We start from the raw sequence: 23,197 nt of genomic DNA, 5'->3' as shown, positions 1-23,197 counted from the left end.
TGTTATTCATTGACGAGTGCTTTCTCTTTTTTTGATACAGATAATGTTTTTTCTTTCTTATTTGACATTACCTCTTTATCGGAAATACGTAAAGAAAATAGTAGTGCTATGAGCAAAAATATTGCTGATCCAATTAATGCTGCTTGATATGGTAAAAAATCGGATTGAACGTTATTACTTCCAAAACCAGCTAGTATACTAGCTAAAACAGCTACTCCTATCGCTGAACCTAATCGATTTTGCACATTGAATATAGTAGTCGCTCTCCCCATGGAAGGCGGCGTGATATTGTTAAAGGCAGAAAATTGAACCGCACCGACAGATTGACCTAAGAAAATACCGATACCAAACAATAATGCCCGAATTTGCCACGGATTCGTATCGTGATTTACAAAACTTAATAAAACAAAGATAATCGCCGTACAAATTAATCCTATAGAAATTACCTTTCGAGCTCCTAATTTCTTATATGACCATGGCACAATTTGTGAAGAAATCATTAATCCAATCGCCTCTGGAAATGTCGTAAGTCCTGATTCTAGCGCGGAAACTCCTATCACATTTTGATACATAAGTGGAAAAACAAATAACATTCCTAGTAAACCAGCTGATGAAAATAATGATATAAGGCTCATCTTTCTAAAGACTGGTTCTTTTAATAAGCGTAAATCTAACATTGGTTGCTTTACTTTCAGTTCTACGATTATAAACAATGTAATGAATACAACCCCAGCTATCCCAGTACTCATAATTTCTGGAGAAATCCACCCTTTTGATGATCCCTGGCTGAGTGCATATATGAGCATCGCAAATCCTGGTGCTGATAAAATAAAGCCGAGAGAATCAAAGCGACCAGCTGATTTTTCAACATGCTCTGCTAAAAATAGAAGTCCAAAGAGCAATGCAACAATTCCAAACGGTAGATTAATATAAAATGCCCAACGCCAAGACATTTGATCTACAAAGAAACCACCGATGATAGGACCAATTGCTGGTGCTACAGCAATTGGAAGTACAATGAACCGAGAAATCTTCGGTCTTTCCTCTGGTGAAAATGTTCGAAATAACATCGCCATTCCGACCGGTGTTAAAAGCCCTCCACCAGCACCTTGAATAATACGGAAAATATTCAATGAAGTAATATCGTTAGCCATTCCGCATAAAGCAGAGGCAATTGTAAATACGAAAAGAGCAATTAAAAATACTCTTTTCGTACCAAATCGATCTCCTAACCAACCAGAAATCGGAAGGAAAACAGCTAAACTAACTAAATACCCAACATTAACCGTCCCCATTGCAGATGGAGGTACTTGCAGTTCTTTACTTATTGTTTGTAGTGCTACATTTACAATCGTTGCATCCATCGCAGCCATAAACATCGCAGTTATATAAACGATACTTACGACTACTTTTGGATTTAGTTTTGCTTTCATTATCGTTTTCCTGCTAATGTTTTTTCACGAACTTGATTACTTTTTGGATTCAAATCTTTCCAGTTATATTCAACATATTCTAAGCAACTCTGCCTACTAGCTTCTTCATATACGACACTCCAGCCAATAGGTACATCGAGAAAAGCAGGCCAGAGAGAATACTGGCCCTCCTCATTTATTAATACTTTATATGTGTAATTATCATTTTCAAATGGATTCGTCATACTCTACTTACCCCTTTCTTATTCTGCAAATATTTCGCTAATACTTGTCCAATTTCCGTAAGTGGACCTGGCTGACATAAATCTTTATGTCTACAGTCAATATCATGCTGCACAATTTGCCCATCTAAATAATTTAGCCACGTATTTGGAGAAATAGGATCAAACCAGTCTGGTATAACAGTAGATCTAAAGAATAAGATGTCTCCGTTATAAACTTTCGGTACATATTTCCCTAACAACCCTACTGAATTTACATATGTTTCTTTCAAGTTCAATATAGTCTCTTCTTCAAGACTTGCTAATGCACTTCCATCTTTACGAAGGATTTCAACTGCGCTTTCCATTGTAAGTGGTTTACCATCCATGTTATCTGGGTCATATCCGCCTAAAGCGAGTAATGCGATTAACGCTTCCTCTTCAGTAGGCGCTTCCGTATTCGGTAAGAAGTGTCCAGGATAAGAATCAAGCATAACGAGTAATTCTACTTCTTCCCCTTCATTTTGTAGTTGCGCCGCCATTGCATGCACAACATTTCCTCCAAGCGACCAACCTAATAAACGATATGGTCCATGAGGCTGTACTTCACGAACGTGTTTCAAGTAATCCGCCGCCATCTCCTCTAAACTTTTTGGAAGTTCTTCATTTTTAGCGATACCACGTGCTTGTACACCATAGATTGGATAATCTGTTCCTAAAGATTTCATAAGTCCTGCATAGCACCAACTTAATCCACCTGCTGGATGTACACAAAATAGTGGTAATTGATCCCCGCTTGCTCGTAATGGAAGCAACACATCAAGTGCACTTTGACCATTCCCCATCTCAAGTCTTTCAGCTAACCCTGCAACAGTCGGTGCTGCAAATAAAGTACCAATGTTTAGTTCCACTCCAAGCGCCTCTTTAATGCGGCTCATAAGCTGCACTGCAAGGAGTGAATGGCCACCAAGATCAAAGAATCCGTCATCAATTCCAATTTGAGGTACACTTAGCACTTCTGTAAACAAGTCACATAACATTTCTTCTTGCGGTGTTCTTGGACCACGACTAGAAGATGATGCGATAAATTCTGGAGCTGGCAATGCCTTTCTATCTAACTTACCGTTTGGAGTTAAAGGTAACTCATTTACTACTACAAAAGCGTATGGAACCATATAATCTGGTAAACTACCACTAGCAAACTGACGCATTTCATTCGTATCAATCGCTTCATTATTTGATGCAACGATATAAGAAACTAACCGTTTATCCCCTGGCTGATCTTCCCGTACAATAACGGCTACTTGCTCAACTTTAGGGTGCTTCATTATGACTGCTTCTATTTCTCCTAATTCAATTCGGAATCCACGAATTTTTATTTGATGATCTGCACGTCCTATATAATCTAGCGTCCCATCTTTACGCCAGCGAGCTAAGTCTCCTGTACGATACATTCTTGTACCTGGCTTTCCAAATGGATCTGCGATAAAGCGTTCAGCCGTTAATCCTGCTCTTCCTAAATATCCACGCGCAAGCCCTGCACCTGCAACATACATTTCTCCAACTACTCCAGGTGGCACTGGTTGTAAATAGTTGTCTAACACATATACTTTAAGGTCAGGTATACTGCACCCAATTAAACTATTTGCTCGTAAAGAGACGATAGTTTCATCTAATTCAATATAACTAACATGCACTGTCGTCTCCGTAATACCGTACATATTAATAAGCTTTGGTGCGTTATGAGGATGTCGACTATACCAATCTTCTAAGCGACTTAGCTCAAGTGCTTCTCCTCCAAAAACAACATATCGTAAAGATAATTTTTGGCCAATCCCTTCATTTTCACGATCTGCTTGCATCAATTGATAGAACGCTGATGGAGTTTGGTTTAAAACCGTAACCTTTTCTTTAACAAGAAGCTGTAAAAATTCTTTCGGTGAGCGACTTACAGTATGTGGCACTACAACTAAACGCCCTCCGTATAATAAAGGTCCCCAAATTTCCCAAACCGAGAAATCAAAAGCGTATGAATGGAACATCGTCCAAACATCGTTTCCGTCAAACTGGAACCAATGATCAGTTGCTCCTAAAAGTCTTACTACATTTTGATGAGGTATCATAACACCTTTCGGTCTACCCGTTGAGCCTGACGTATAAATAACGTAAGCAATATGTGATGGAGATAATGGCTTAATTCGTTCCACTTCATCAATATTTTCTTCACTATATTTCTCAACTTCTGCTATTACTTTCACATCATCAACTAAAACTTTTAGTGCCTCATCACATTCAATTTCCACTTCTGAATTCGTTAAAACACATGATGGTTTCGCATCGTGTAGCATAAATGAAATGCGGTCTGCTGGGTAATCTGGATCTAACGGAAGGTATCCAGCACCAGCTTTAAGAACAGCTAATAAGCTTACAAGCATGTTTAATGATCTTGGCATCGCTAAAGCAACGAGTTGATCAGGACCAACCCCTTTTGCTATTAGGAATCGAGCTATTTTATTTGCTTTTCTATTTAACTCTTCATAAGTTAATTTCTTATCTTCAAAGACAACAGCTATAGAATTTGGATTTATATGAGCCTGCTTTTCAAACAATTGTGGCAATGTCATTTCTGGTGCAATTTGAAAACCACCATTCCACTTTTCTAACACTGTATTTTTCTCTGCTACAGTTAATATTTCTAATCTGCCAATTGATTGATCCGGATTTGTAGCTGCATCATCTAATAACAAAATGAATCGTTCTATTAGTTTTTGAACCGTTTCACGTTTATATAAATCGGTACTAAACTCTAGTAATCCATGTAAACCGTTCGGAGTACCATCAACCCCGTTACTCTCACTAATTTCAAATGTTAAATCAAATTTTGCAGAACCAACGCTTTGAATTTCAAGGCTCGCTTCTAAATCTGGTGCATGAAACGTTGCTTCTGGTGTATTTTGAAAAGCTAACATAACTTGAAACAACGGGTGGCTGTTTCGAGTACGTACTGGATTTAACACTTCAACAAGCCTTTCAAATGGAACATCTTGATTTTCATAAGCTGCAAGATTTACCTGCTTCACTCTATTTAATAATTCTTTAAAACTTGGATCTTCTGAAGTATTTGTACGTAACACTAATGTATTTACAAATAAACCAACAATATCTGAAAGTACATCATCATTTCTTCCAGCAATCGGACTTCCAATTGGTATATCAGTTCCTGCACCTAATCTTGTAAATAGTGCACTAAGCCCTGCTTGCAATACCATAAACAAACTAACTCCATTTTTACGTGCAAGCTCTACTAACCTACTATGCATACCTTCATCTATATGAAAATGAATTGTTTCCCCGCGGTAACTCGTCTCAATTGGACGCTGGAAATCTGTAGGTAACTCCATTTGGTCTGGTAAACCTTTAAGTTCTTCTTTCCAAAAATCTAATTGTGTTGAAATAAGACTCTCTGGTGTCGTTTCATCACCTAGCAATTGCTGTTGCCAAAGTGCATAATCTGCGTATTGAACTGGTAGTGTCTCCAGCTGAACTCTGTCACCTTGACATCGTGCTTTATACGCCGCTGTAAAATCTCTCGTTAACGGCTGTAATGACCAGCCATCACCTACAATATGATGCAATAGAATTAATAATACATGTTCGTTTTCACTCACTGTAAAAAGTTGCAAACGAACTGCCGGCTCAATATCGAGGTTAAAACTATATCTTACCGCCTCTGAAAGTACACTTTCTAATTCATCTTTACATGTATTAGTTATTACCATTTCTAGATTTAAGTTTTCCATATCTAAAATTTTCTGATAGGAACTACCTAATACGTTAGGGAAAATTGTTCTAAGTGTTTCATGTTTCTCAACTACATCATAAAAAGCACCTTGTAATGCTTCCCGATTCAATATTCCATTCATACGAATGACTAGCGGAATATTATAAGTAGGACTTGGACCTTCTAAACAATTTAAGAACCATAACCTGCGCTGTGCAAATGAAAGTGGAATTTCATTTGGCCTACTTGCTTTCTGAATAGCTGGTCTTGCACTTTTTGCATGGTTTAATTGTTCCGCCAGTTCAGCAACAGTTGGTGATTCAAATAGTTTCCCGATTCCTAATTCCACACTTAACGTTTCACGGATTCTTGCCATTAAACGAGATGCGAGAAGTGAATGTCCACCCATTTCAAAGAAATTATCATCAATGCTAATTCGAGAAACACCAAGTACTTCTGCAAATAAATCACATAATATTTCTTCTTTCGGATTTCTAGCAACCCTCTCATTGTTCATTCCATTAAAATCAGGAGCAGGTAATTTCTTTCTGTCAACCTTACCATTTGGCGTTAATGGTAATTCTTCTAGCACAACAAATGCCGATGGTATCATATAATTCGCTAAACTTTCTGAAACATAAGAACGAATTTCTGAAAGATTAATCGGTTCCTTTTCTTCTGCAACGATATACGCAATGATGCGTTTATCATTGGGACGATCTTCTCGTACCATTACTACCGCTTGTTGAATATTTTCATGTCGTTGTAATACCGTTTCAATTTCAGCTAATTCAATTCGGAATCCACGAATTTTAATTTGATGATCTGCGCGACTAATGTACTCTAACGCACCATCACTACGCCATTTCACAAGATCTCCTGTACGGTACATGCGCTTCCCTGATTCTCCATAAGGATTTGCAACAAACCGTTCAGCTGTTAACTCAGGTTTTCCTAAATATCCGCTTGCAAGTCCTTCCCCTGCAATATATAATTCCCCAATAACTCCAGGTGGAACTGGTTGTAACCCTGCATCCAATACATACACTTCTGTATTGCAAATTGGCTTTCCAATAGGAGGTATACCCTTTTCACCTTCATCAATGTTCATGAAAGTAGACCAAATCGTCGTTTCAGTTGGTCCATATAAATTAGTTATTGAGCAACCTAATTCTTTTAATTTATTTGCTAAATGCGCTGGAAGAGCTTCACCACCAACTAGTATGTTTAGCCCTTGTAGCTTTTCTGGATAATCAGTTACTAACGCCTGCCAAAGCGTCGGTGTAGCCTGCATAATGGTCACTCTTTCTTCTTGTAAAAGTGTCGTTAATGCTGATGGCTCTTGTATGTCTTCTTTTTGCGCAATTGTTAAACTTGCACCACTAATAAGAGGTAAATAAATTTCTAGAGCAGAAATATCAAACGCAAACGTTGTAACTGCTAATAAATGATCATTTTCATTTAATGAAAACTTTTGTTGCATAGCCATTAAAAAGTTACTTAAACCTCTCATAGGAACAATTACACCTTTTGGGTTTCCTGTTGAGCCTGAAGTATATATTGTATAGGCTGGGTTTAAAAGTGATACATCATTCTTACATGCTATATTCATACGAGAATATGTATGTAACGCTATTTTCGTTTCTTCATCATCTAATACAATTTTTTTCATATCATTTTCTATAACTAACTTAGATGAAACAGATGAATGTGTTATGATACAAACTGGTTTTGCATCATTTACTATATAATTAACTCTTTCTGCTGGGTATTCTGGATCTATTGGTAAATACGCTGCACCAGCCTTTACGACTGCTAGCATACTAACTACCATTTCTATTGATCTAGGGAATACTAAAGCTACAAACTGATTTGGTCGTATTCCTTCTTCTACTAAATAATGTGCTAGTTCATTCGCTCGTTCATTTAGCTCTTTATACGTAAGGTTTACACCGTCACAAGTAATCGCTAGTTTATTTGGATTTTTTTGCACTTGTTTTTCAAATGATATAGGTAGACTAATTAACTCATCATCTTCCTTCGTTTCATTCCATTCCAATAAAACTTTATGATTTTCTTCAGGCAGAGTAATGTTTATTTTTCCAATCGACTCGTTTTTCTCATAATTATTTATTACTAATTCAAATAGATTCATAAATCTTTCTTTATGCAATGCTAGCTCTGCGCCATTATATACTTCGGGATTCGCATCAAAATGAATCATTAGCTCATTTTGATCAAAACGTTTATATACATTTATCGATAAATCATCTACAGGTCCTGCTGATAAGTTATGTGTAATACCACGATTTCCAGCAAAATTAAGCCCGTAATCAAAAGGCATAACATTCACTAACGGTCCAAACAACCTTTGATTTTCACCTAGTAACTTTAAGTCTCTTCTTAATTCCTCATGACGGTATTTATGATGGTGACGTACATCTCGAATTTCTTTAGAAACTTGCTGCAATAATTCCGCAAGAGTTATATTTGGAGTTACTGTAATACGAAGTGGAACTAAATTCATTACCATACTTGGTGTATGAATAGATACAGAACCTAGACGTCCCATCATCGGTAAACCTAAAACAATATCATTTTCACCTGTTAATTTATGCATATAAATACTTGTTACAGCGACAATGAATTCCGGCCAACTTGTTAACGAAATATTGATATCTTCTAGTAAAGTTTTCGTGCTAGAACTAGATAAATAAGCTGTTTCTCGTGAAAATCCATTTGATGTTCTCGGTGCTCGTTCTGCCAAACTTACAACTTCTGGGGCATCCGCAAACTTTTCTAACCAAAAAGTACGATTTTCCTGAAATTGTTTAGACTCACGATACTCAATATCTTCTTGCACGACTTTTGCAAGAGAACCAAATGGCTTTTGACTCTTGTTTGTTTCTTCTATAAGTGATGTATACTCATTCGCTACCTTTTGGCTAAGAAGTGAAAATCCATAGCCATCCATCACAATGTGATGGATGCGCTGATACCAAAAGAAACGATTATTTTCAACTTGAATAAGTGCTTCAGTAAATAATATATCTTTTTTCAAATTGACTGGTATAGATAAATCATTTTTCATCCATACTTTAGCAGCTTCTTCAGGGTTTTCTTCTTTACGAACGTCAATAAAATGCATATGAAACTGTGATTCTTCAACAACTTGCCATGGGCCAATTTCATCCTCTTCGAAGCGAACGTGAAGTGCCTCTGCTTCCATTACAACTTTACGTACAGCTAATTCAAAAATGTCTTGATGAATATTTCCATTTATTTCTACATATTCCCCAGTATTATATATCGGATTAAGCGGATCTAATTGTTGCGCAAACCACATACCAGACTGCGCAGATGATAACGAATGACGAATCTTTTGACTGTTAGGCATTCTTTACTACCCCTTTATTATGTAGTCTATTTGTTACAGCACCTGTGCTGTTTGTGAAGATAGTAAACTGTACCAACCTGTAACAGTTGGACGTTCTGCTAAATCTGCAAAAGTGATTTCTTTCCCTTCACGACGCCATTTCTCTACTAAACTCATAATTCTGACCGAATCAAGCCCTCTATTTAATAAGTCTTCATCAATATCAATACTCTCTACTGGCTCACGAAGTAGTTGTGCAACTAGTTCATGCACTTCCTGTATAGTGATTCCTTCACTCTCATCACCTTTTACACTTTGTAAATCTTTTAACAGTAGGTTTGTTGATGTCGTTACTGCACATCTATTAGATGCATACTCCAATGCTTGTTTATGATGCTCTAGTGAAAAATCAGCAACTGCATCTGCTACAAAGAACGGCTCTATACCATCCATAAATGCTTCACAAGCTGTTAAAAGACAGCCAATATGCGCATAAATACCGCAAATAATGAGTTGATCTCTTCCTTGTTCATTTAAAATTTCTAATAGATTTGTCTTTTTAAATGCACTATATCTCCATTTTGTTAGGAATATATCATCTTCATCAGGAGTAAGTTCATCAACAATTTTCTTTTTATCTGGTCCAGCAGGAATACCGTCACCCCAAAAGTCTTGTAATAAACCTCGTTGTTCTAACGTTTGCCCACCAGGTTGTGCTGTATAAACAACTGGTATACCAAGTTCCTTACATTTTTCTCTTATCATTTTAATATTTGAAATAAGTTCTACTTTTGGTGATTCTTTATCGCTATATGCATCAAGAAAATATTCTTGCATGTCATGAATTAAAAGTACTGCACGTTTCGGATCTGGTGTCCAATTCACTTTATTTTTTGGTAGTTCTGATTCAATTGGCATTTTATATACTGAAATAGATGGGATAGCCATCTAATCACTTCCTTCCGGTTTTTATTATTGTTTTACTATAATTAGTTTTTCAGCAATGACTTTACGTAGTTCTTTTTTGCTGACTTTTCCGACTCCTGTTTGCGGGAATGATTCAATAAATTCAATTCGATCTGGAATTTTATAAGCCGCGATACCACGTTCTCTTAAAAACATTTTTAATTCACTTACTGCCGGAACTTGTCCGCGAGCTATAACAAAAGCACAGGTGCGTTCACCTAAATAATCGTCAGGCATAGATACAATTGCTACGTCATGAACTGCATCGTGTGCTAATAGATGATTTTCAACTTCTTCCGCAGCAACTTTCTCACCACCACGGTTAATTTGATCTTTATCTCTTCCTTCTACAATGATGTATCCTTGTTTATTTACTTTTACAAGATCACCTGTGCGATAAAACCCATCCTTTGTAAATGATCGTGCATTATGCTCTTCGGCTTTATAGTAACCACGAATTGTATATGGACCTCGTGTTAATAAACTACCTACTTCGCCAAGTTTTACATCGTTGTCATTTTCATCAACAACTCGTACTTCATCGAGTGCAGACATTGGTCTACCTTGTGTATAAATAATAATTTCTTCCGGATCGTCTAATCTTGTATAGTTCACTAATCCTTCCGCCATACCGAATACTTGCTGTAACGTACATCCAAATGTAGGACGTATACGTTTTGCAACCTCAGCGCTAAACTTAGCACCACCTACTTGAATAACCTCTAGGCTTGATAAATCGGCATTACGAGAAGATGCAGCATCAAGCCAAATCATTGCTAATGGCGGAACGAGCGCTGTAATTGTAACCTTTTCTTTTTCGATGAGAGCAAATGCCTCATCTGGACTACCACCAGTTGCCAATACCACTTTTCCACCCGCATAGAAAGTTCCAAATGTCCCTGGAGAACTCATTGGGTAATTGTGTGCTACTGGAAGAACTGCCATATAGACGCTTTCTGCATTCAAATTACAAATTTCAGCGCTTACACGTAAACTATAAATATAGTCATCATGTGTTCTAGGAATTAATTTAGAAAGACCTGTTGTCCCTCCTGATAATTGGAGAAATGCAACATCACTTGGCTGAACTTCTGGTAATGAGACGGGATCCATATACAGATCATTTATGTTCACAAACTCTTCTTCTTCCCCCACTACAATTACACGTTGTAAAGTTGGCACTTTCTCTTTCACTTCTCTTGCTAGTTTTCGATAATCAAAACCGAGAGCCTTATCTGAAATAACGTAAGCGTTCGCCTCGCCAAACTCACAAAAATAACTAATTTCACTACTTCGATGTGAAGGTAGTGCAAAGACAGGAAGCGCTCCAATTCGAAATAGTGCAAAACATATTTCGAAAAACTCGATAATGTTAGGTAACTGGATTACAACTCTGTCCTCTTTCTTTATTCCTAAACTCAGTAAACCTGCTGCTAAACAATCTACCTTTTTATCAAGTTCACTATACGTTATATGCGTCTTACCGCTTACAACCGCGATTTGATCTCCGTATTTCTCAGCCCGCTCTCTTAACACTCCTCCAAATGTTTCACCAAGCCAACACCCTTCTTCTCGATAACGATCTGCAAATTCTTTTGGCCATTCCGTATAACCTACTAGCATTCTTTCTTCCCCCTATTTTTCATTAAGTGAACTATCTCTTAACCCTAAAGCTTTTAACATTGTTTGGAACTTAGCCGATGTTTCTGCTAACTCATCTTCTGGTTTTGACTCAGCAACAACTCCAGCTCCTGCATATAAACGAAGTGTATTTTCTTGTACTTCAGCACAACGAATTGTAACAATCCATTCTCCATCTCCATTTAAATCGCTCCATCCTAGCATTCCTGTAAAGAACTCGCGGTCAAATGGCTCAATATGCTGTATAGCCTCTCTTGCTTTTTCCATCGGAGTTCCGCAAACTGCTGGCGTAGGATGAAGGGCAATTGCTAATTGTAAAGAAGAAGTATTTGGATCCTTAAGTTCACCTTTCACTTCTGTAGACAAATGCCACATCGCTTCACTATGAATAACTGATGGCTTTTCTGGAACATGTAATGTATGACAATACGGACGAAGTGCAGCGGCAACCGCTTCAACTACTACCGCATGTTCATGTAAATCTTTTGGAGAAGAAAGTAATTCCTCTGCTCTTCTTTTATCTTCTACTGGGTCCTCACTACGTGGCCTTGAACCAGCTAACGGATTAGAAATAACTTGCATACCATTACGTGAAACAAGCAATTCAGGACTTGCTCCAATTAGCGTCTTACTGTTCTCTTTTTCATCTTTCGGTAAATTCACAGCAAATGTATAACCATGCTTATTATGTTCTGCTAATTCTCGCAGAAGTTTTTGCTTATCAATCTTTTCGGAAGATTTAACATCTAACGATCTAGATAGAACGATTTTCTTTAAATCACCGTCCTGTATTTTTTTAATTCCTTGCTTCACACCATTCATATAAACTTCAGGGTCTGGTACTGGCGTCATTTCAAATGTTACGTTCTCATTTGTTTCAAGCTGATTTGTTGTATCCAATTGTAAACGCTCAGAAATTCTACTATATTCTGGTACCATAAGTTGAACTTCTTTTCTACGATCAAATGGCAAAGCACCCACAACGATAGGATTTGGATTTCCAGCTTGTTTCGCATTACTTAATGTCGCTTGCACAAGCTCTGGGAAATTTTCAATTTCACGATGCTTTACTGTAGTAAACTCTCCTTCTGCTAATATAGTTCGAGTTGGTGAAGCGAAAAAGAATGAAGATTCAGTCTTATAATCTTCTAAAAGTTTTTCTGACAATTCCTTTACAGCTATATGTTCATTCATAATATAATAACCTCCTGAATTTTTATTAAACTCCTAACGTAGCACCGCCATCGACACATAAATTGTGCATTGTAATATGACTTGCTCTATCTGAGGCTAAAAATAACACTGCTTCAGCAACTTCTGAAGGTTGTGCAATTTTTTGTAATGGAATTCCGAGTCTATATGTATTTTGAGAACCAGCAATTATATTTTTAGCTCCATTCTCATCAGCCCATAGTAATCTTTGCATCTCAGTTTCAGTAGAACCTGGAGAAACTAAGTTGCAGCGTATATTGTATGCCGCAAGCTCTAGTCCTAAACATTTCATAAACATCGTCGTTGCAGCCTTTGACGCAGCATACGCAGCCATCTCCATTCTCGGCGTATTTGCCGCATTTGAACCGACTGTAACAATTGCCCCTGATTTTCTTAACATCATATTTTTACTTACCGTTCGGGACATATTGAAAACCCCTGTAGTATTTACAGAGAATGTTTTATTCCAATCTTCATCACTTAACGAATGAATTGGTCCCATACGCAAAATCCCTGCAACGTTTACTAAAATATCTATTGGCGCTATTTCATTTGCAATATGATTTACCATGTCTTCAACAGCAGCGCTATCACTCACATCTAAACGAAACGTTTTCATACGTGTATTATTTAATTCATTTTGATTTAAGAGTACATTTAACCCCTCTTCATTTTGATCAACCGCAATAACTGTGGCTCCTCTTTCTAAAAACATTTTGGCAACAACACTGCCTATGCCTTGTGCTGCACCTGTTACTAAAACTGTTTTCCCATCAAATTCCCCTAAGTTCATTTTCTCTATCCTTTCACATAAACATTAATTTCATTAAGTAACACCAATGATATTGATTTTCATTATCAGTTGTGTTGTAAAAAATAATACACTTACTAAACTAATTGGTCAAGTGCGCATTACTTTAAAATCCATTTTATTGATAATGTTTTTCATTTACTATCTTACACCGAAATGATAATGTTTCTCAATAAACTTGTCAATCTTTTTTTATTTTTCAGACAAAGTATTTTAATGCTTCTTAATAAAATCATATGTAAACGTATTAAATGTACTTATATTATAAATAAAATTCCAAATCCTCTTTTTAAAATTGAAGAAGACAAACTAGAGATACGTTCATTTACAATGCTTTATGAAAAACTCAAGTATATATTTTCTCAATATTTTTCTGAAAATATATCTTACAAATACTAACGAATGTCTTCTTTATCATTTAAGATTTAATATATATTTCGAATGCGATATATCAATTTATTATATTCCAATATAATCCAAATGGGTGTTTCACTCACTTTTACATCTATAAAAATCCCAAAAGTAATTTAACCTTGTTAAAATAACTCATAAAAAAAAAGCATCCTAATTAATAGAATAGGATGCTTTTTCGTAATCATAGTGTTATAGAAGATTTGTATACTTACGCTACGCTGCGATACTCTTCTTCGTGTTCTTTTTTCTGTTTAGGTGCTTGAATTAAAATTGAGATAATGAATGACACGACACATAATACACCGATCACCATGAACGTTGGTTTGAATCCACCTAGAAGTGCACCGATAAAGGAACCTGCAAGCGCCCCAAATCCAAATCCTTGATACACAATTCCGTAGTTCTTACTATGGTTTTTCATACCGAAGAAATCACCAACAATAGCTGGGAAAATAGTGATATTTCCACCAAAGCAAAACGCTACACTTGCTACACATACGAAGTATATACCGTAATTTAAATCTACAAAACTTAGAACTAAGACTGAACTCGCCATAACAACAAAAGTACCAGTAACGATTTTTAAACGCCCGATTTTATCCGATAACGGTCCTAAAATGATACGACCTAATGTATTAAAGATTGCAACCATAGCCACCGCATTAGCTGCTGTTGCTGCGCTAAGTCCTACAAGTTGAACACCAATGTCTTTTACCATACCAATTAAGTATAAGCCACTCATACATGATGTAAATAACATGATAAATAATAAGTATACTTGTTTTGTGCCTAACATTTCTTTCGTTGTGTATTCCTTAGTTTTTGTTTCATGAACTGCTCTTTGATCTGCAGCTTGATGAATTAAACAAGCACCAATTACAATCATAGCTGTAACAATTAAACCCCAGTATATAAATGCTTGCGATACACCAACTGATTCAATCAACTGTGCGTTAACGTATTTAAAGATTAAGCTACCTGAACCATATGCAGAGACAGAAATACCAGCAATTAGACCTTTACGCTCTGGAAACCACTTTATTAAATTTGATAGTGAAGTGATATATGCTGTACCATCTGCATAACCTACAACAACTCCTGCTAGTGCATAAAGCAATATTAATGAAGACGCTTGTGAACTAAGTATTAACCCTAGTCCTAATGCTAATCCAGCTATCATAATAAGTTTACGAAGTCCCCATTTTTCTTGCAATTTACTCGCAAATAAAGTTGAAAATGCTAAAGAAAGACTAGTAATTGAGAAAGTTATCGCAACAGCGTTAAGACTCCAACCGTATTTACTAACTAAAGGCTGATTGAATAAACTCCATGTATATATCGTTCCAAGCCCCATTTGTACTATAACTGTGCCAAGGACAACAAACCATGGATTAACAGTTGATTTTTTCATATCTTTCCGCCTCCTCTTTCTATTTCAATGCTATTCGCTAAAATTACTTTTTTTATGTTCATTTTGGTCACCTCTTTTGATTTAACACCTTCATTGTATAAGATGTTTCCGTTTATGTAAGCACTTACAAGATAGAGCGTCAAAAACATGGAATCAGTTACAAGAAACGAAGGATGAAATACAAAAGGCTACTGATTAAATACAATAGAAAAATTTTTTATACTTCGATTCACCTTATTTTTTATAAAATCACAATTTTTTTCCCAATAAATAAAACTAAATATTCACTAATATATCTATCCGTGGTTTAATATATATAATAAAAAAATATTTCTGTCTTTAATGAGGAGGTACTATGAAAGCAAACGTAGGGGATACTATACTTTTTCAACGAAACAATTTAAAGATTACAGGATCTGTATTAAAACTTTATACTGAATCGGTCTTAGTTGAAATTACAAATGTAAGCGGTGGTACTTTTGAATTTGATCGAACAATTGTAAATCATAAAAACTATAAAGTTTTAAATACAAATACATAAAACAACACAAAATAGCCCCTGCTAAACAGCAGGGGCTATTTTATATAAAAATATTTCACTAGTTTATATACCCTAAAACATTAACAATTTTACTCGCTTTTAAATTGTTAATATGATAATAAATTTCTAAACCTCTTCTCTCTGCTCGTAACACTTTACCCTTCATTTTTGATAAATGTTGTGAAACAGTAGATTGCGGAATATTCAATAACTCTGTTAATTGTGTTACATTACAAGTTTTTCTTGTACTTAATTCATTTACAATTTGCAGTCGGATTGGATGCGCCATAATTTTTAAAATATCTACATCTTCTTCTGAAACTAAAGTTTTTTTCATTTCACTTGTATATGTTGTCATAAGACATTCCCCTTTTATATGAATTCCATTTTTATAAGATCTATTTCCAAAATTTTTAAAACCCTCGATTAAAACTTTCATATAGAAATAAAAGGATTTTAAATTTTTGAAAACAGAACTTACATTCACTTTATTTATTTGGTACATATACATAATACAATGTTAATATGTGCTCTATGTGAAGTTCGCATAAATTTGTGATGAAGATTTATTTAGCCACTCGCATCCTACTCATCTAATTACCCACTGCATAAAATCATCAGTTATTTTAACACATTTTAGGCGTTTGTATATACTATTTATAAAACAACTTTTATAAAGGGGAATTCATATGCCTACAGCGTTACAAGAAGAAGTCGAAGAAGCACGGGAAACATATGTCAGTCGTATCATCTTAGTTGGAGGATCCGCTTTATTTTTAGTAGGCGGGGTTATCTCAGCAATTTCAGCTTTTAAAGCTTATAATCGTTTGGAGAATACGCCGCCTTCTACAGATAATTCATAGATATTTTATAAAATAAAACGTCGCCTCCAATGAAGAGACGACGTTTTATTATTCATACATATGACACTAAAAGTATCGATAGATTCCCTACTCCATTTTCTAAGCTTACTTCACCACAAACCTAGTCTGACTACACCCATCCTTTTGCTTCGTTACTTCTAATACAGCTGGCATTGCGTTTTTCAGCTCTTGGACGTGTGAAATGACACCGATAAATCGACCTGATTTTTGTAAGTCAATTAAGGCGTCTACAGCTTTCGTTAATGATTCTTCATCTAATGAACCGAACCCTTCATCGATGAACATCGTTTCGATAGAAATACCACCTTCATATGCTTGAATGACATCTGCCATTCCTAGCGCTAAGCAAAGTGATGCGTTAAATTTCTCTCCGCCGGATAATGTTTTTACATCGCGCGTTTGGCCAGTGTATGCATCGTACACATCTAAGCCTAATCCACTTTGACGGTTTCTTTTTTCAACTCGTTCACTTCGTTTTAAATAAAATTGTCCATTTGATAATTTACGTAGTCGTTCATTTGCGATTTGAACGATTTGTTCTAAATACTCAATTAAAATGTAACGTTCAAATGATATACGACTTTCGTTATCACCTTTCATTACTTCATATAAATCAACAAGTTCTTGGAAGGCTTTTTCTTCCTCGTGAATTTGTTCGTCAATACGTCTAATGTTTTCATGTAAATCAGAAATATATGTTACCGCATTTTGCGCACGTTGACGTTTTTCTTTAATTATATCGAGATTAATTTCTAGTTCTTTTATGTGTTCACCTAAAGATGTAATATCCATATACTCTTTATCTTTTAATTCTGAGTTTAGCTCTTCAATTTGTTTTGCAAGCACTTCAAGAGATGAATAATAACCTTGAATTTCTTTCTGTAACATCTCCATCTCGGCATCGCTTAATTTGGCTGCTTTATACGTGAATTGATCTGTAAATCCGCTTTGTTCTAGTTCTTTCATAAAGCGTGCCAAAGTCTCTTCTTTCTTCAATTTTGCACTTTCAAATTGATTAGAAGCACCTTTCTGTTCTGCTTGAATACGTATATTTTCATTTTGCCAATGCTGATACGCTTCCTGCACTTTCTTCCATTCATCCTCCATAAACTTGAGTTCGTGCATAGCTTGGTCAAACTGTGCTTTCCAAGCTTGTACTGTTTGTATGTTTTCTGGAATATTTCGTTTATCATGTTCATATGACGTACGAAGTTGCATGCACTCCATTTCTGTACGGTGCTGCATTGTTTCTACTTCCCGTTTTTGTTTCTGAAGTTCTTCTATTTTTTCTTCTACGCTTTTCATGTTCGCAGCAATCTGCTTACGTGTTTCTTCACTTGCTTTTAACGTATTAACGTCTGCTGCTAATTGTTTTCCTTTTTGAACAAGTGCACTATATGTTTCAACTAATTTTTCGGAGTTATAGCCACGCTTCACAACTTCTTCTATCACTTGTTCATATTGTAGTCGATAAAAATTCCATTTCTCCTCTACTTGCACATGTAATTTTTCAGCAATGTTCTTCTTATCTCTTAAATCGTTTAACTCTTTTTCATCGATCGCATTACTTTGCTCTGTAGCTTTTTGCGGATGATTCGTACTACCACATACTGGACAAGATTCACCGTCATGTAAATGAAGAGCTAATATACCAGCTTGTTCACTTAACCAGCGGCGCTCCATGTTTTCGTATGCGCGAACTGCCACTTGCATTTTATTATTTGCCGATTCTTTTTCTTGCTCGAATTTTTGTTTTTCTTGCCAAACATCATATGCTTGCTTTAAAACTTTTGCATCTTCTCGCATATTCGTTAGTTCTTCTACTTTAGCTACATATTGCTCAAGTGCTTGTTCTAATTGTTGCAATTCATCAGACATTCTCTGTTTTTGGCTTGTATGCTCTTCTAGTTGTTGATCCAACTTTTGCATACTTTCTTTTAATTTCCCTATTTGAATCTCGGCATTTTGTAAATTCAGCTTTCTCTCAGCTAATGATTCAATGATTGCTTGTAACTCTTCTAATCTTTGAACAAGTTTTTTAGCCTCTTCTCGTTCAGCTTCTTTATTCTTTACTACTTCATACTTCTCCTCAGCAAGTTCAAAGCTGTTCATTATCTGTTCTTGTTTGACGATTATCTGTTTTAACAAACTTTCAGCTTTCTGCTCATTTTGCATCGCTTCTTCATACCATTGTTCAAATGGTAATAAGCGCTTTGCTTGTTCCGCACGTTTAAAGGATTTTTCTTTTCTTTCAATTGCTGCACGGTTCTCTTGTAAAGTGTTATATTTCTCATTCTTTTGTTGTAAATCTATAAATTTCTCATTTACAGATTTTGCTGCATGAAAACGTGTTTCTGCATCCTTTAATTGCTTCGTTTGAACATCTTGTTCTACTTGTAATTGCTCAACCTCTGCCTTATACACTGTTGTTTCTTGTTCTAACGCTTCTACTACTTGATGCGTATTTACATGTTCTTGTGCCGCTAATGTCTCTAATAATGCTCCATCACGGATTGGTAATTTAAAAACATTACGGAAATAGAGCTCTCTCTCTTTTTGTTTTTCTTGCAAGACGTCTTTCCATTGTTTTCTCTTTTGATCAAGTAACTCACGCATTAATTTATAACGATCCGTTTTAAAAATGCGACGTAAAATCTCTTCTTTGTTTTCTGTCTCAGATGTTAATAGTTTTCGGAATTCCCCTTGTGGTAACATAACAATTTGGCTAAATTGATGTTTACTTAACCCAATTAAATCCTCCACTTTTTTGTTTACGTCTGTTACATGAAAACGATCGACGGCTGGAACGTTTTCTCCATCAATCACTTCATATAATTCTACTGCATGTCCTGTAATGGTCTTATTCCCTTGTTTTTTATGTCCAAGTTGTCTTTTTATTTCATAGCGCTTCCCTTTTAACTGAAAGGTTAGTTCTACACTTGTATAAACATCATCATCAGCAAATTGACTTCGAAGCATGCTCGTATCACTACGTTCTTCTCCACTAGCCTCACCATATAACACATAACAAATCGCATCAAAAATCGTTGTTTTTCCAGCTCCCGTATTCCCAGAAATAGCGAAAATACGATGTTCTCCAAGATCTTCAAAATCGATTACTTCTTTCTGTTTATATGGCCCGAATGCTGTCATAATAAGCTGAATCGGTCTCATCCTCGTTCACCTTCCCGTTCTTGCACTGTTTGTAATACATCTATAAATAGGCGTTCTTTCTCTTCTGATAAATCTAACCCTTTCATTTCTTTATAGAAAGCCTTTAAAAGAGATAAATCATCCGTTTTATGTCTTGAAACAGTTACTTCATTTGTATCTGTGAGTTCTCGCCTTTGCATCGCTCTTTCAACGTGCATTGCATTTGGATATACAGATCGTATTTTCTCCATTGGCTGTAAGACAGGGTTTTCGTCTAATAATTTTACAAATACGTAATCTTCACTTACTGGGTGCTGTAATAATTCATCTATTTTCGCTTCTACTGTTCGCATTTTACGACGTGGTGAAAGTAACCTTTTTTCAATTGCTACTTCACCAGTTTCATTCAGTTCTACAATGTAATAACCTTTTTTATGTTTCTCTTCAGAAATTGAATAGGCAAGTGGTGAACCTGAATATCTAATGGTCTCATTACGTACGAAATGCGCTTGATGTAAATGTCCAAGCGCTGTGTAATGAAACTTATCAAAATAATGACTATTTACATATTCAGCACCACCAATTGAAAGTGGTCGTTCTGCATCACTTGTATTCTCCTCCGCTTCTCCTGAAGAAGTTACAAATGCATGTCCAACAAATACATGTCTAGCTTCTTTATCCATTGTTTCAGAGAGCTCATTCATAAAAATGCGCATCGCATCATCATGAGAACGTACGTCTTCATTTTTCAACACGTGTCTAACTATGCTTGGGTCTGCATACGGTATTAGATGGAAGTGAACCTCTCCATATTCATCATTTAGTACAACAGGTTCATACGGGAATTGAAATTGGCCTGCAATATGTAATCCCTGTTTTTTCATTAAACTACTTCCAAAATGGATACGATCCGGACTATCATGATTACCAGCTACTGCAATAACTGGTGTTTGTAAATCAATAACTATTTTTTGCAGCACATCATTTAATAAGTCTACTGCTTCTGTAGGTGGAATTGCTCGGTCATATAAATCCCCTGCAATAATTACAGCATCTGGTTTTTCTTCTTCAACAGCCTGTACAAACTGATCTAATACAATCTTTTGGTCTTCAGTCATATACACGCCATGAACAAGCTTACCTAAATGCCAATCCGCTGTATGAAATAACTTCATATTTTTCTACTCCTTTTAATTTACTGATTTTAGTGAAACAAGTTGATAGTTTATTGTAGTTTTTCCGTTCTCCCACTCTAGCTTCAATATCGTTGCACTTCCAATTCTTTCTTCATTGGATTTATATAAAGGCAATATTTCTTGAATTGTAAATAAGTGATAACCATCCAATATTAATTGAAATATATTTTCTTCAATATGTAATCTTACTTCTTTTTCATTTGAAATAATTTTTGTGTGCATCTCAAATTTCATGATAGATACAACCCCTTTTTATAATCTCTACATTTTAATAGTATAGTGGCTATGCAAGATTGACAAGTACATACACAGCAAAGTACATACTTTTCTATTGTTATATGTTTTATGTATTTTATATAAAATACGGTATGTGAAATTTTATATTTTTCCCAAAATAAAAATGCCTATTATGACATCTTTATTTTTGTATAAAGTCTTTCATTACATAATATAAAACGGTAATTAAAACGATTGCGACGAAAAATGAGAACACTGCGACAATGTACCCATCTTTATTTAATAAAATACAGAATGAAATAGATATTATAAAAATCGGAAATACGAGACGTACTTTATCCTTCACTTCTTCTGTCGTATCTGTATGATGAAAATACTGCGTTATCCCTATCATTAAAGAAGACAAAATAATAACCGACAATAGTAAAGGTCCTGGCATTCCGATTTCTCCTTTCTCTATTTCTAATTCAGTGTAAAATTTTTTATTACAATTGTACGATTCATTTTTTCTTCAAACACTCTTTTTAGAATTGATAATGAACAATTCACACCTATATAATAGCGCTTTTATCATTATAACTTCAAATAATTACACTTACAGTAATGTTGTAATATTCCCCCTCAGTCTCTGAAATCCTGCAAAGATAACTCGTCAAAATACGCGGTGACCAAATTAATATTTACCGTCAACTTTTGACGAAATTTATAAAGGACATTTCAGTACATATCAAGAATTAAGAATAAGAAGATATGTAAGGGAGGATGCATTATGACTGAACACGTTTTATTTTCTGTTAGTGAAAACGGCGTAGCAACAATTACTTTAAACCGTCCAAAAGCACTTAATTCTTTATCTTATGACATGTTACAACCTATCGGACAAAAACTTAAAGAGTGGGAACGCGATGAGCGTATTGCACTTATCGTGTTAAAAGGAGCTGGCACAAAAGGTTTTTGTGCAGGTGGCGACATTAAAACTCTTTATGAAGCGCGTTCCAATGAAGTGGCATTGCAACATGCAGAAAGTTTTTTTGAAGAAGAGTATGAAATTGATACATATATTTATCAATATACAAAACCGATTATTGCTTGTTTAGATGGAATTGTAATGGGCGGTGGTGTCGGTCTTACAAATGGTGCGAAGTATCGCATTGTAACTGAACGTACGAAATGGGCAATGCCAGAGATGAATATCGGCTTCTTCCCAGATGTCGGAGCTGCATATTTCTTAAATAAAGCACCTGGATATACAGGACGCTTCGTTGCTTTAACAGCATCTATTTTAAAAGCTTCTGACGTATTATTTATTAATGCTGCTGATTACTTTATGACATCTGATTCATTACCAGAGTTTCTTACTGAACTTGAAAGTGTAAATTGGCATAAAGAAGATGATGTACATACTAATTTAAAAGAAGTTATTCGTACATTCGCAACTGCTCCAAACTTAGAAAGCGAGCTGACTCCTTCATTAGAAGTAATCAATTCACATTTTGCTTTCGATACAATTGAAGAAATCATCCATTCATTGGAGAAAGATGAAAGCTCCTTTGCTCTAAAAACGAAAGAAACACTGTTATCAAAATCCCCTATTTCACTAAAAGTAACATTAAAACAGTTTATTGATGGACAAGATAAATCCGTTGAAGAATGTTTCGCTACGGACCTTATACTTGCTAAAAACTTCATGAGACATGAAGATTTCTTCGAAGGAGTACGCTCCGTTGTCGTTGATAAAGATCAAAATCCGAATTATAAATATAAACAGTTAAGTGACGTTTCAGAAGAAGATGTGAATCGTTTCTTTAATTTACTTAATGCATAAAATGAAACTGTAACGAGTGGGTGGTTTGTTCATCCCCCACCTAATTTCTTTGCTCCAGCTAAATCTTGTGCGGTGGAAATCTTACTACTCGCAAATAGCGGGATAAAATCGAGGCT

Annotated in this window: 16 protein-coding genes; 3 read left to right on the top strand and 13 right to left on the bottom strand. The window is 35.6% G+C overall.

Annotated elements, in window-relative coordinates; genetic code table 11:
• Nucleotides 1-2 precede the first annotated feature (2 nt).
• From AC241_RS11600 to AC241_RS11565, 8 genes are all read right to left on the bottom strand, one after another.
• Nucleotides 3-1,433 (bottom strand): MDR family MFS transporter, encoded by a 1,431-nt coding sequence (locus AC241_RS11600; RefSeq protein WP_050843467.1) that lies wholly within the window; start codon nt 1,431-1,433, stop codon nt 3-5.
• Complete coding sequence (locus tag AC241_RS11595) at nt 1,433-1,657, bottom strand: MbtH family protein (protein WP_000184060.1); 225 nt, start codon at nt 1,655-1,657, stop codon at nt 1,433-1,435. The genes AC241_RS11600 and AC241_RS11595 overlap by 1 nt, the downstream gene beginning before the upstream one ends.
• Nucleotides 1,654-8,811, bottom strand: coding sequence for an amino acid adenylation domain-containing protein (locus tag AC241_RS11590; protein WP_050843466.1), 7,158 nt, complete (start codon nt 8,809-8,811; stop codon nt 1,654-1,656). Before AC241_RS11590 ends, AC241_RS11595 begins: the two co-directional genes overlap by 4 nt.
• 33 nt (nt 8,812-8,844) lie before the next feature.
• Nucleotides 8,845-9,738: an isochorismatase family protein gene (locus AC241_RS11585; RefSeq protein WP_029442251.1), complete on the bottom strand. Its 894-nt coding sequence runs from the start codon at nt 9,736-9,738 to the stop codon at nt 8,845-8,847.
• A gap of 24 nt (nt 9,739-9,762) precedes the next feature.
• Nucleotides 9,763-11,379 (bottom strand): (2,3-dihydroxybenzoyl)adenylate synthase, encoded by a 1,617-nt coding sequence (locus AC241_RS11580; RefSeq protein ID WP_029442250.1) that lies wholly within the window; start codon nt 11,377-11,379, stop codon nt 9,763-9,765.
• 12 nt (nt 11,380-11,391) lie between these two features.
• A complete protein-coding gene (gene dhbC / locus AC241_RS11575) occupies nt 11,392-12,591 on the bottom strand; it encodes an isochorismate synthase DhbC (RefSeq protein WP_029442249.1) in 1,200 nt (399 codons plus the stop codon).
• 25 nt (nt 12,592-12,616) lie between these two features.
• Nucleotides 12,617-13,402: a 2,3-dihydro-2,3-dihydroxybenzoate dehydrogenase gene (gene dhbA / locus AC241_RS11570; protein WP_016081719.1), complete on the bottom strand. Its 786-nt coding sequence runs from the start codon at nt 13,400-13,402 to the stop codon at nt 12,617-12,619.
• Nucleotides 13,403-14,042: 640 nt separating this feature from the next.
• The gene (locus AC241_RS11565) at nt 14,043-15,245 is read right to left on the bottom strand and encodes an L-lactate MFS transporter (protein ID WP_050843464.1); all 1,203 of its coding nucleotides are present in this window, start codon (nt 15,243-15,245) and stop codon (nt 14,043-14,045) included.
• Nucleotides 15,246-15,600: 355 nt separating this feature from the next.
• Between AC241_RS11565 and AC241_RS11555 the strand changes: the two genes are divergently transcribed.
• Nucleotides 15,601-15,786: a YkvS family protein gene (locus tag AC241_RS11555; protein ID WP_000646793.1), complete on the top strand. Its 186-nt coding sequence runs from the start codon at nt 15,601-15,603 to the stop codon at nt 15,784-15,786.
• A 58-nt stretch (nt 15,787-15,844) separates the two neighbouring features.
• Here the strand turns inward: AC241_RS11555 and AC241_RS11550 are convergent, their stop codons facing one another.
• Nucleotides 15,845-16,144, bottom strand: coding sequence for an ArsR/SmtB family transcription factor (locus tag AC241_RS11550; protein ID WP_000214794.1), 300 nt, complete (start codon nt 16,142-16,144; stop codon nt 15,845-15,847).
• A gap of 331 nt (nt 16,145-16,475) precedes the next feature.
• Here AC241_RS11550 and AC241_RS34755 point away from each other — a divergent pair, with 331 nt between their 5' ends.
• A complete protein-coding gene (locus AC241_RS34755) occupies nt 16,476-16,649 on the top strand; it encodes a hypothetical protein (protein ID WP_016081721.1) in 174 nt (57 codons plus the stop codon).
• Between the two features lie 105 nt (nt 16,650-16,754).
• On the opposite strand, the gene AC241_RS11540 is transcribed toward AC241_RS34755, so the two are convergent.
• The 4 genes from AC241_RS11540 to AC241_RS11525 all read right to left on the bottom strand — a co-directional run bounded on the left by AC241_RS11540 (nt 16,755) and on the right by AC241_RS11525 (nt 21,695).
• The gene (locus AC241_RS11540) at nt 16,755-19,844 is read right to left on the bottom strand and encodes an AAA family ATPase (protein WP_048564100.1); all 3,090 of its coding nucleotides are present in this window, start codon (nt 19,842-19,844) and stop codon (nt 16,755-16,757) included.
• Nucleotides 19,841-20,998: an exonuclease SbcCD subunit D gene (locus tag AC241_RS11535; RefSeq protein ID WP_000765150.1), complete on the bottom strand. Its 1,158-nt coding sequence runs from the start codon at nt 20,996-20,998 to the stop codon at nt 19,841-19,843. The genes AC241_RS11540 and AC241_RS11535 overlap by 4 nt, the downstream gene beginning before the upstream one ends.
• Before the next feature lie 15 nt (nt 20,999-21,013).
• Nucleotides 21,014-21,253 carry a DUF2584 family protein gene (locus tag AC241_RS11530; protein WP_000667344.1) on the bottom strand — a complete coding sequence of 80 codons (240 nt, stop codon included), beginning with the start codon at nt 21,251-21,253 and terminating at the stop codon, nt 21,014-21,016.
• A gap of 184 nt (nt 21,254-21,437) precedes the next feature.
• Entirely contained in the window at nt 21,438-21,695 is a 258-nt protein-coding gene (locus tag AC241_RS11525; protein ID WP_001119409.1) for a hypothetical protein, read from the bottom strand.
• Between the two features lie 330 nt (nt 21,696-22,025).
• Between AC241_RS11525 and AC241_RS11520 the strand changes: the two genes are divergently transcribed.
• The gene (locus AC241_RS11520) at nt 22,026-23,081 is read left to right on the top strand and encodes an enoyl-CoA hydratase/isomerase family protein (RefSeq protein ID WP_048564101.1); all 1,056 of its coding nucleotides are present in this window, start codon (nt 22,026-22,028) and stop codon (nt 23,079-23,081) included.
• Nucleotides 23,082-23,197: the final 116 nt, after the last annotated feature.

Origin of the sequence: Bacillus thuringiensis (assembly GCF_001182785.1) — a bacterium.
GTDB classification, from domain to species: domain Bacteria; phylum Bacillota; class Bacilli; order Bacillales; family Bacillaceae_G; genus Bacillus_A; species Bacillus_A thuringiensis_S.
This window is presented reverse-complemented; position numbering and strand designations above follow the sequence as displayed.

What these genes read in the sequence shown, in the direction of transcription:
- AC241_RS11555 (WP_000646793.1), top strand. Translation starts at nt 15,601, where the DNA reads ATGAAAGCAAACGTAGGGGATACTATACTTTTTCAACGAAACAATTTA.
- AC241_RS11585 (WP_029442251.1), bottom strand. Translation starts at nt 9,738, where the DNA reads ATGGCTATCCCATCTATTTCAGTATATAAAATGCCAATTGAATCAGAA.
- AC241_RS11565 (WP_050843464.1), bottom strand. Translation starts at nt 15,245, where the DNA reads ATGAAAAAATCAACTGTTAATCCATGGTTTGTTGTCCTTGGCACAGTT.
- AC241_RS11550 (WP_000214794.1), bottom strand. Translation starts at nt 16,144, where the DNA reads ATGACAACATATACAAGTGAAATGAAAAAAACTTTAGTTTCAGAAGAA.
- AC241_RS34755 (WP_016081721.1), top strand. Translation starts at nt 16,476, where the DNA reads ATGCCTACAGCGTTACAAGAAGAAGTCGAAGAAGCACGGGAAACATAT.
- AC241_RS11540 (WP_048564100.1), bottom strand. Translation starts at nt 19,844, where the DNA reads ATGAGACCGATTCAGCTTATTATGACAGCATTCGGGCCATATAAACAG.
- AC241_RS11525 (WP_001119409.1), bottom strand. Translation starts at nt 21,695, where the DNA reads ATGCCAGGACCTTTACTATTGTCGGTTATTATTTTGTCTTCTTTAATG.
- AC241_RS11600 (WP_050843467.1), bottom strand. Translation starts at nt 1,433, where the DNA reads ATGAAAGCAAAACTAAATCCAAAAGTAGTCGTAAGTATCGTTTATATA.
- AC241_RS11535 (WP_000765150.1), bottom strand. Translation starts at nt 20,998, where the DNA reads ATGAAGTTATTTCATACAGCGGATTGGCATTTAGGTAAGCTTGTTCAT.
- dhbA (WP_016081719.1), bottom strand. Translation starts at nt 13,402, where the DNA reads ATGAACTTAGGGGAATTTGATGGGAAAACAGTTTTAGTAACAGGTGCA.
- AC241_RS11595 (WP_000184060.1), bottom strand. Translation starts at nt 1,657, where the DNA reads ATGACGAATCCATTTGAAAATGATAATTACACATATAAAGTATTAATA.
- AC241_RS11590 (WP_050843466.1), bottom strand. Translation starts at nt 8,811, where the DNA reads ATGCCTAACAGTCAAAAGATTCGTCATTCGTTATCATCTGCGCAGTCT.
- AC241_RS11520 (WP_048564101.1), top strand. Translation starts at nt 22,026, where the DNA reads ATGACTGAACACGTTTTATTTTCTGTTAGTGAAAACGGCGTAGCAACA.
- dhbC (WP_029442249.1), bottom strand. Translation starts at nt 12,591, where the DNA reads ATGAATGAACATATAGCTGTAAAGGAATTGTCAGAAAAACTTTTAGAA.
- AC241_RS11580 (WP_029442250.1), bottom strand. Translation starts at nt 11,379, where the DNA reads ATGCTAGTAGGTTATACGGAATGGCCAAAAGAATTTGCAGATCGTTAT.
- AC241_RS11530 (WP_000667344.1), bottom strand. Translation starts at nt 21,253, where the DNA reads ATGAAATTTGAGATGCACACAAAAATTATTTCAAATGAAAAAGAAGTA.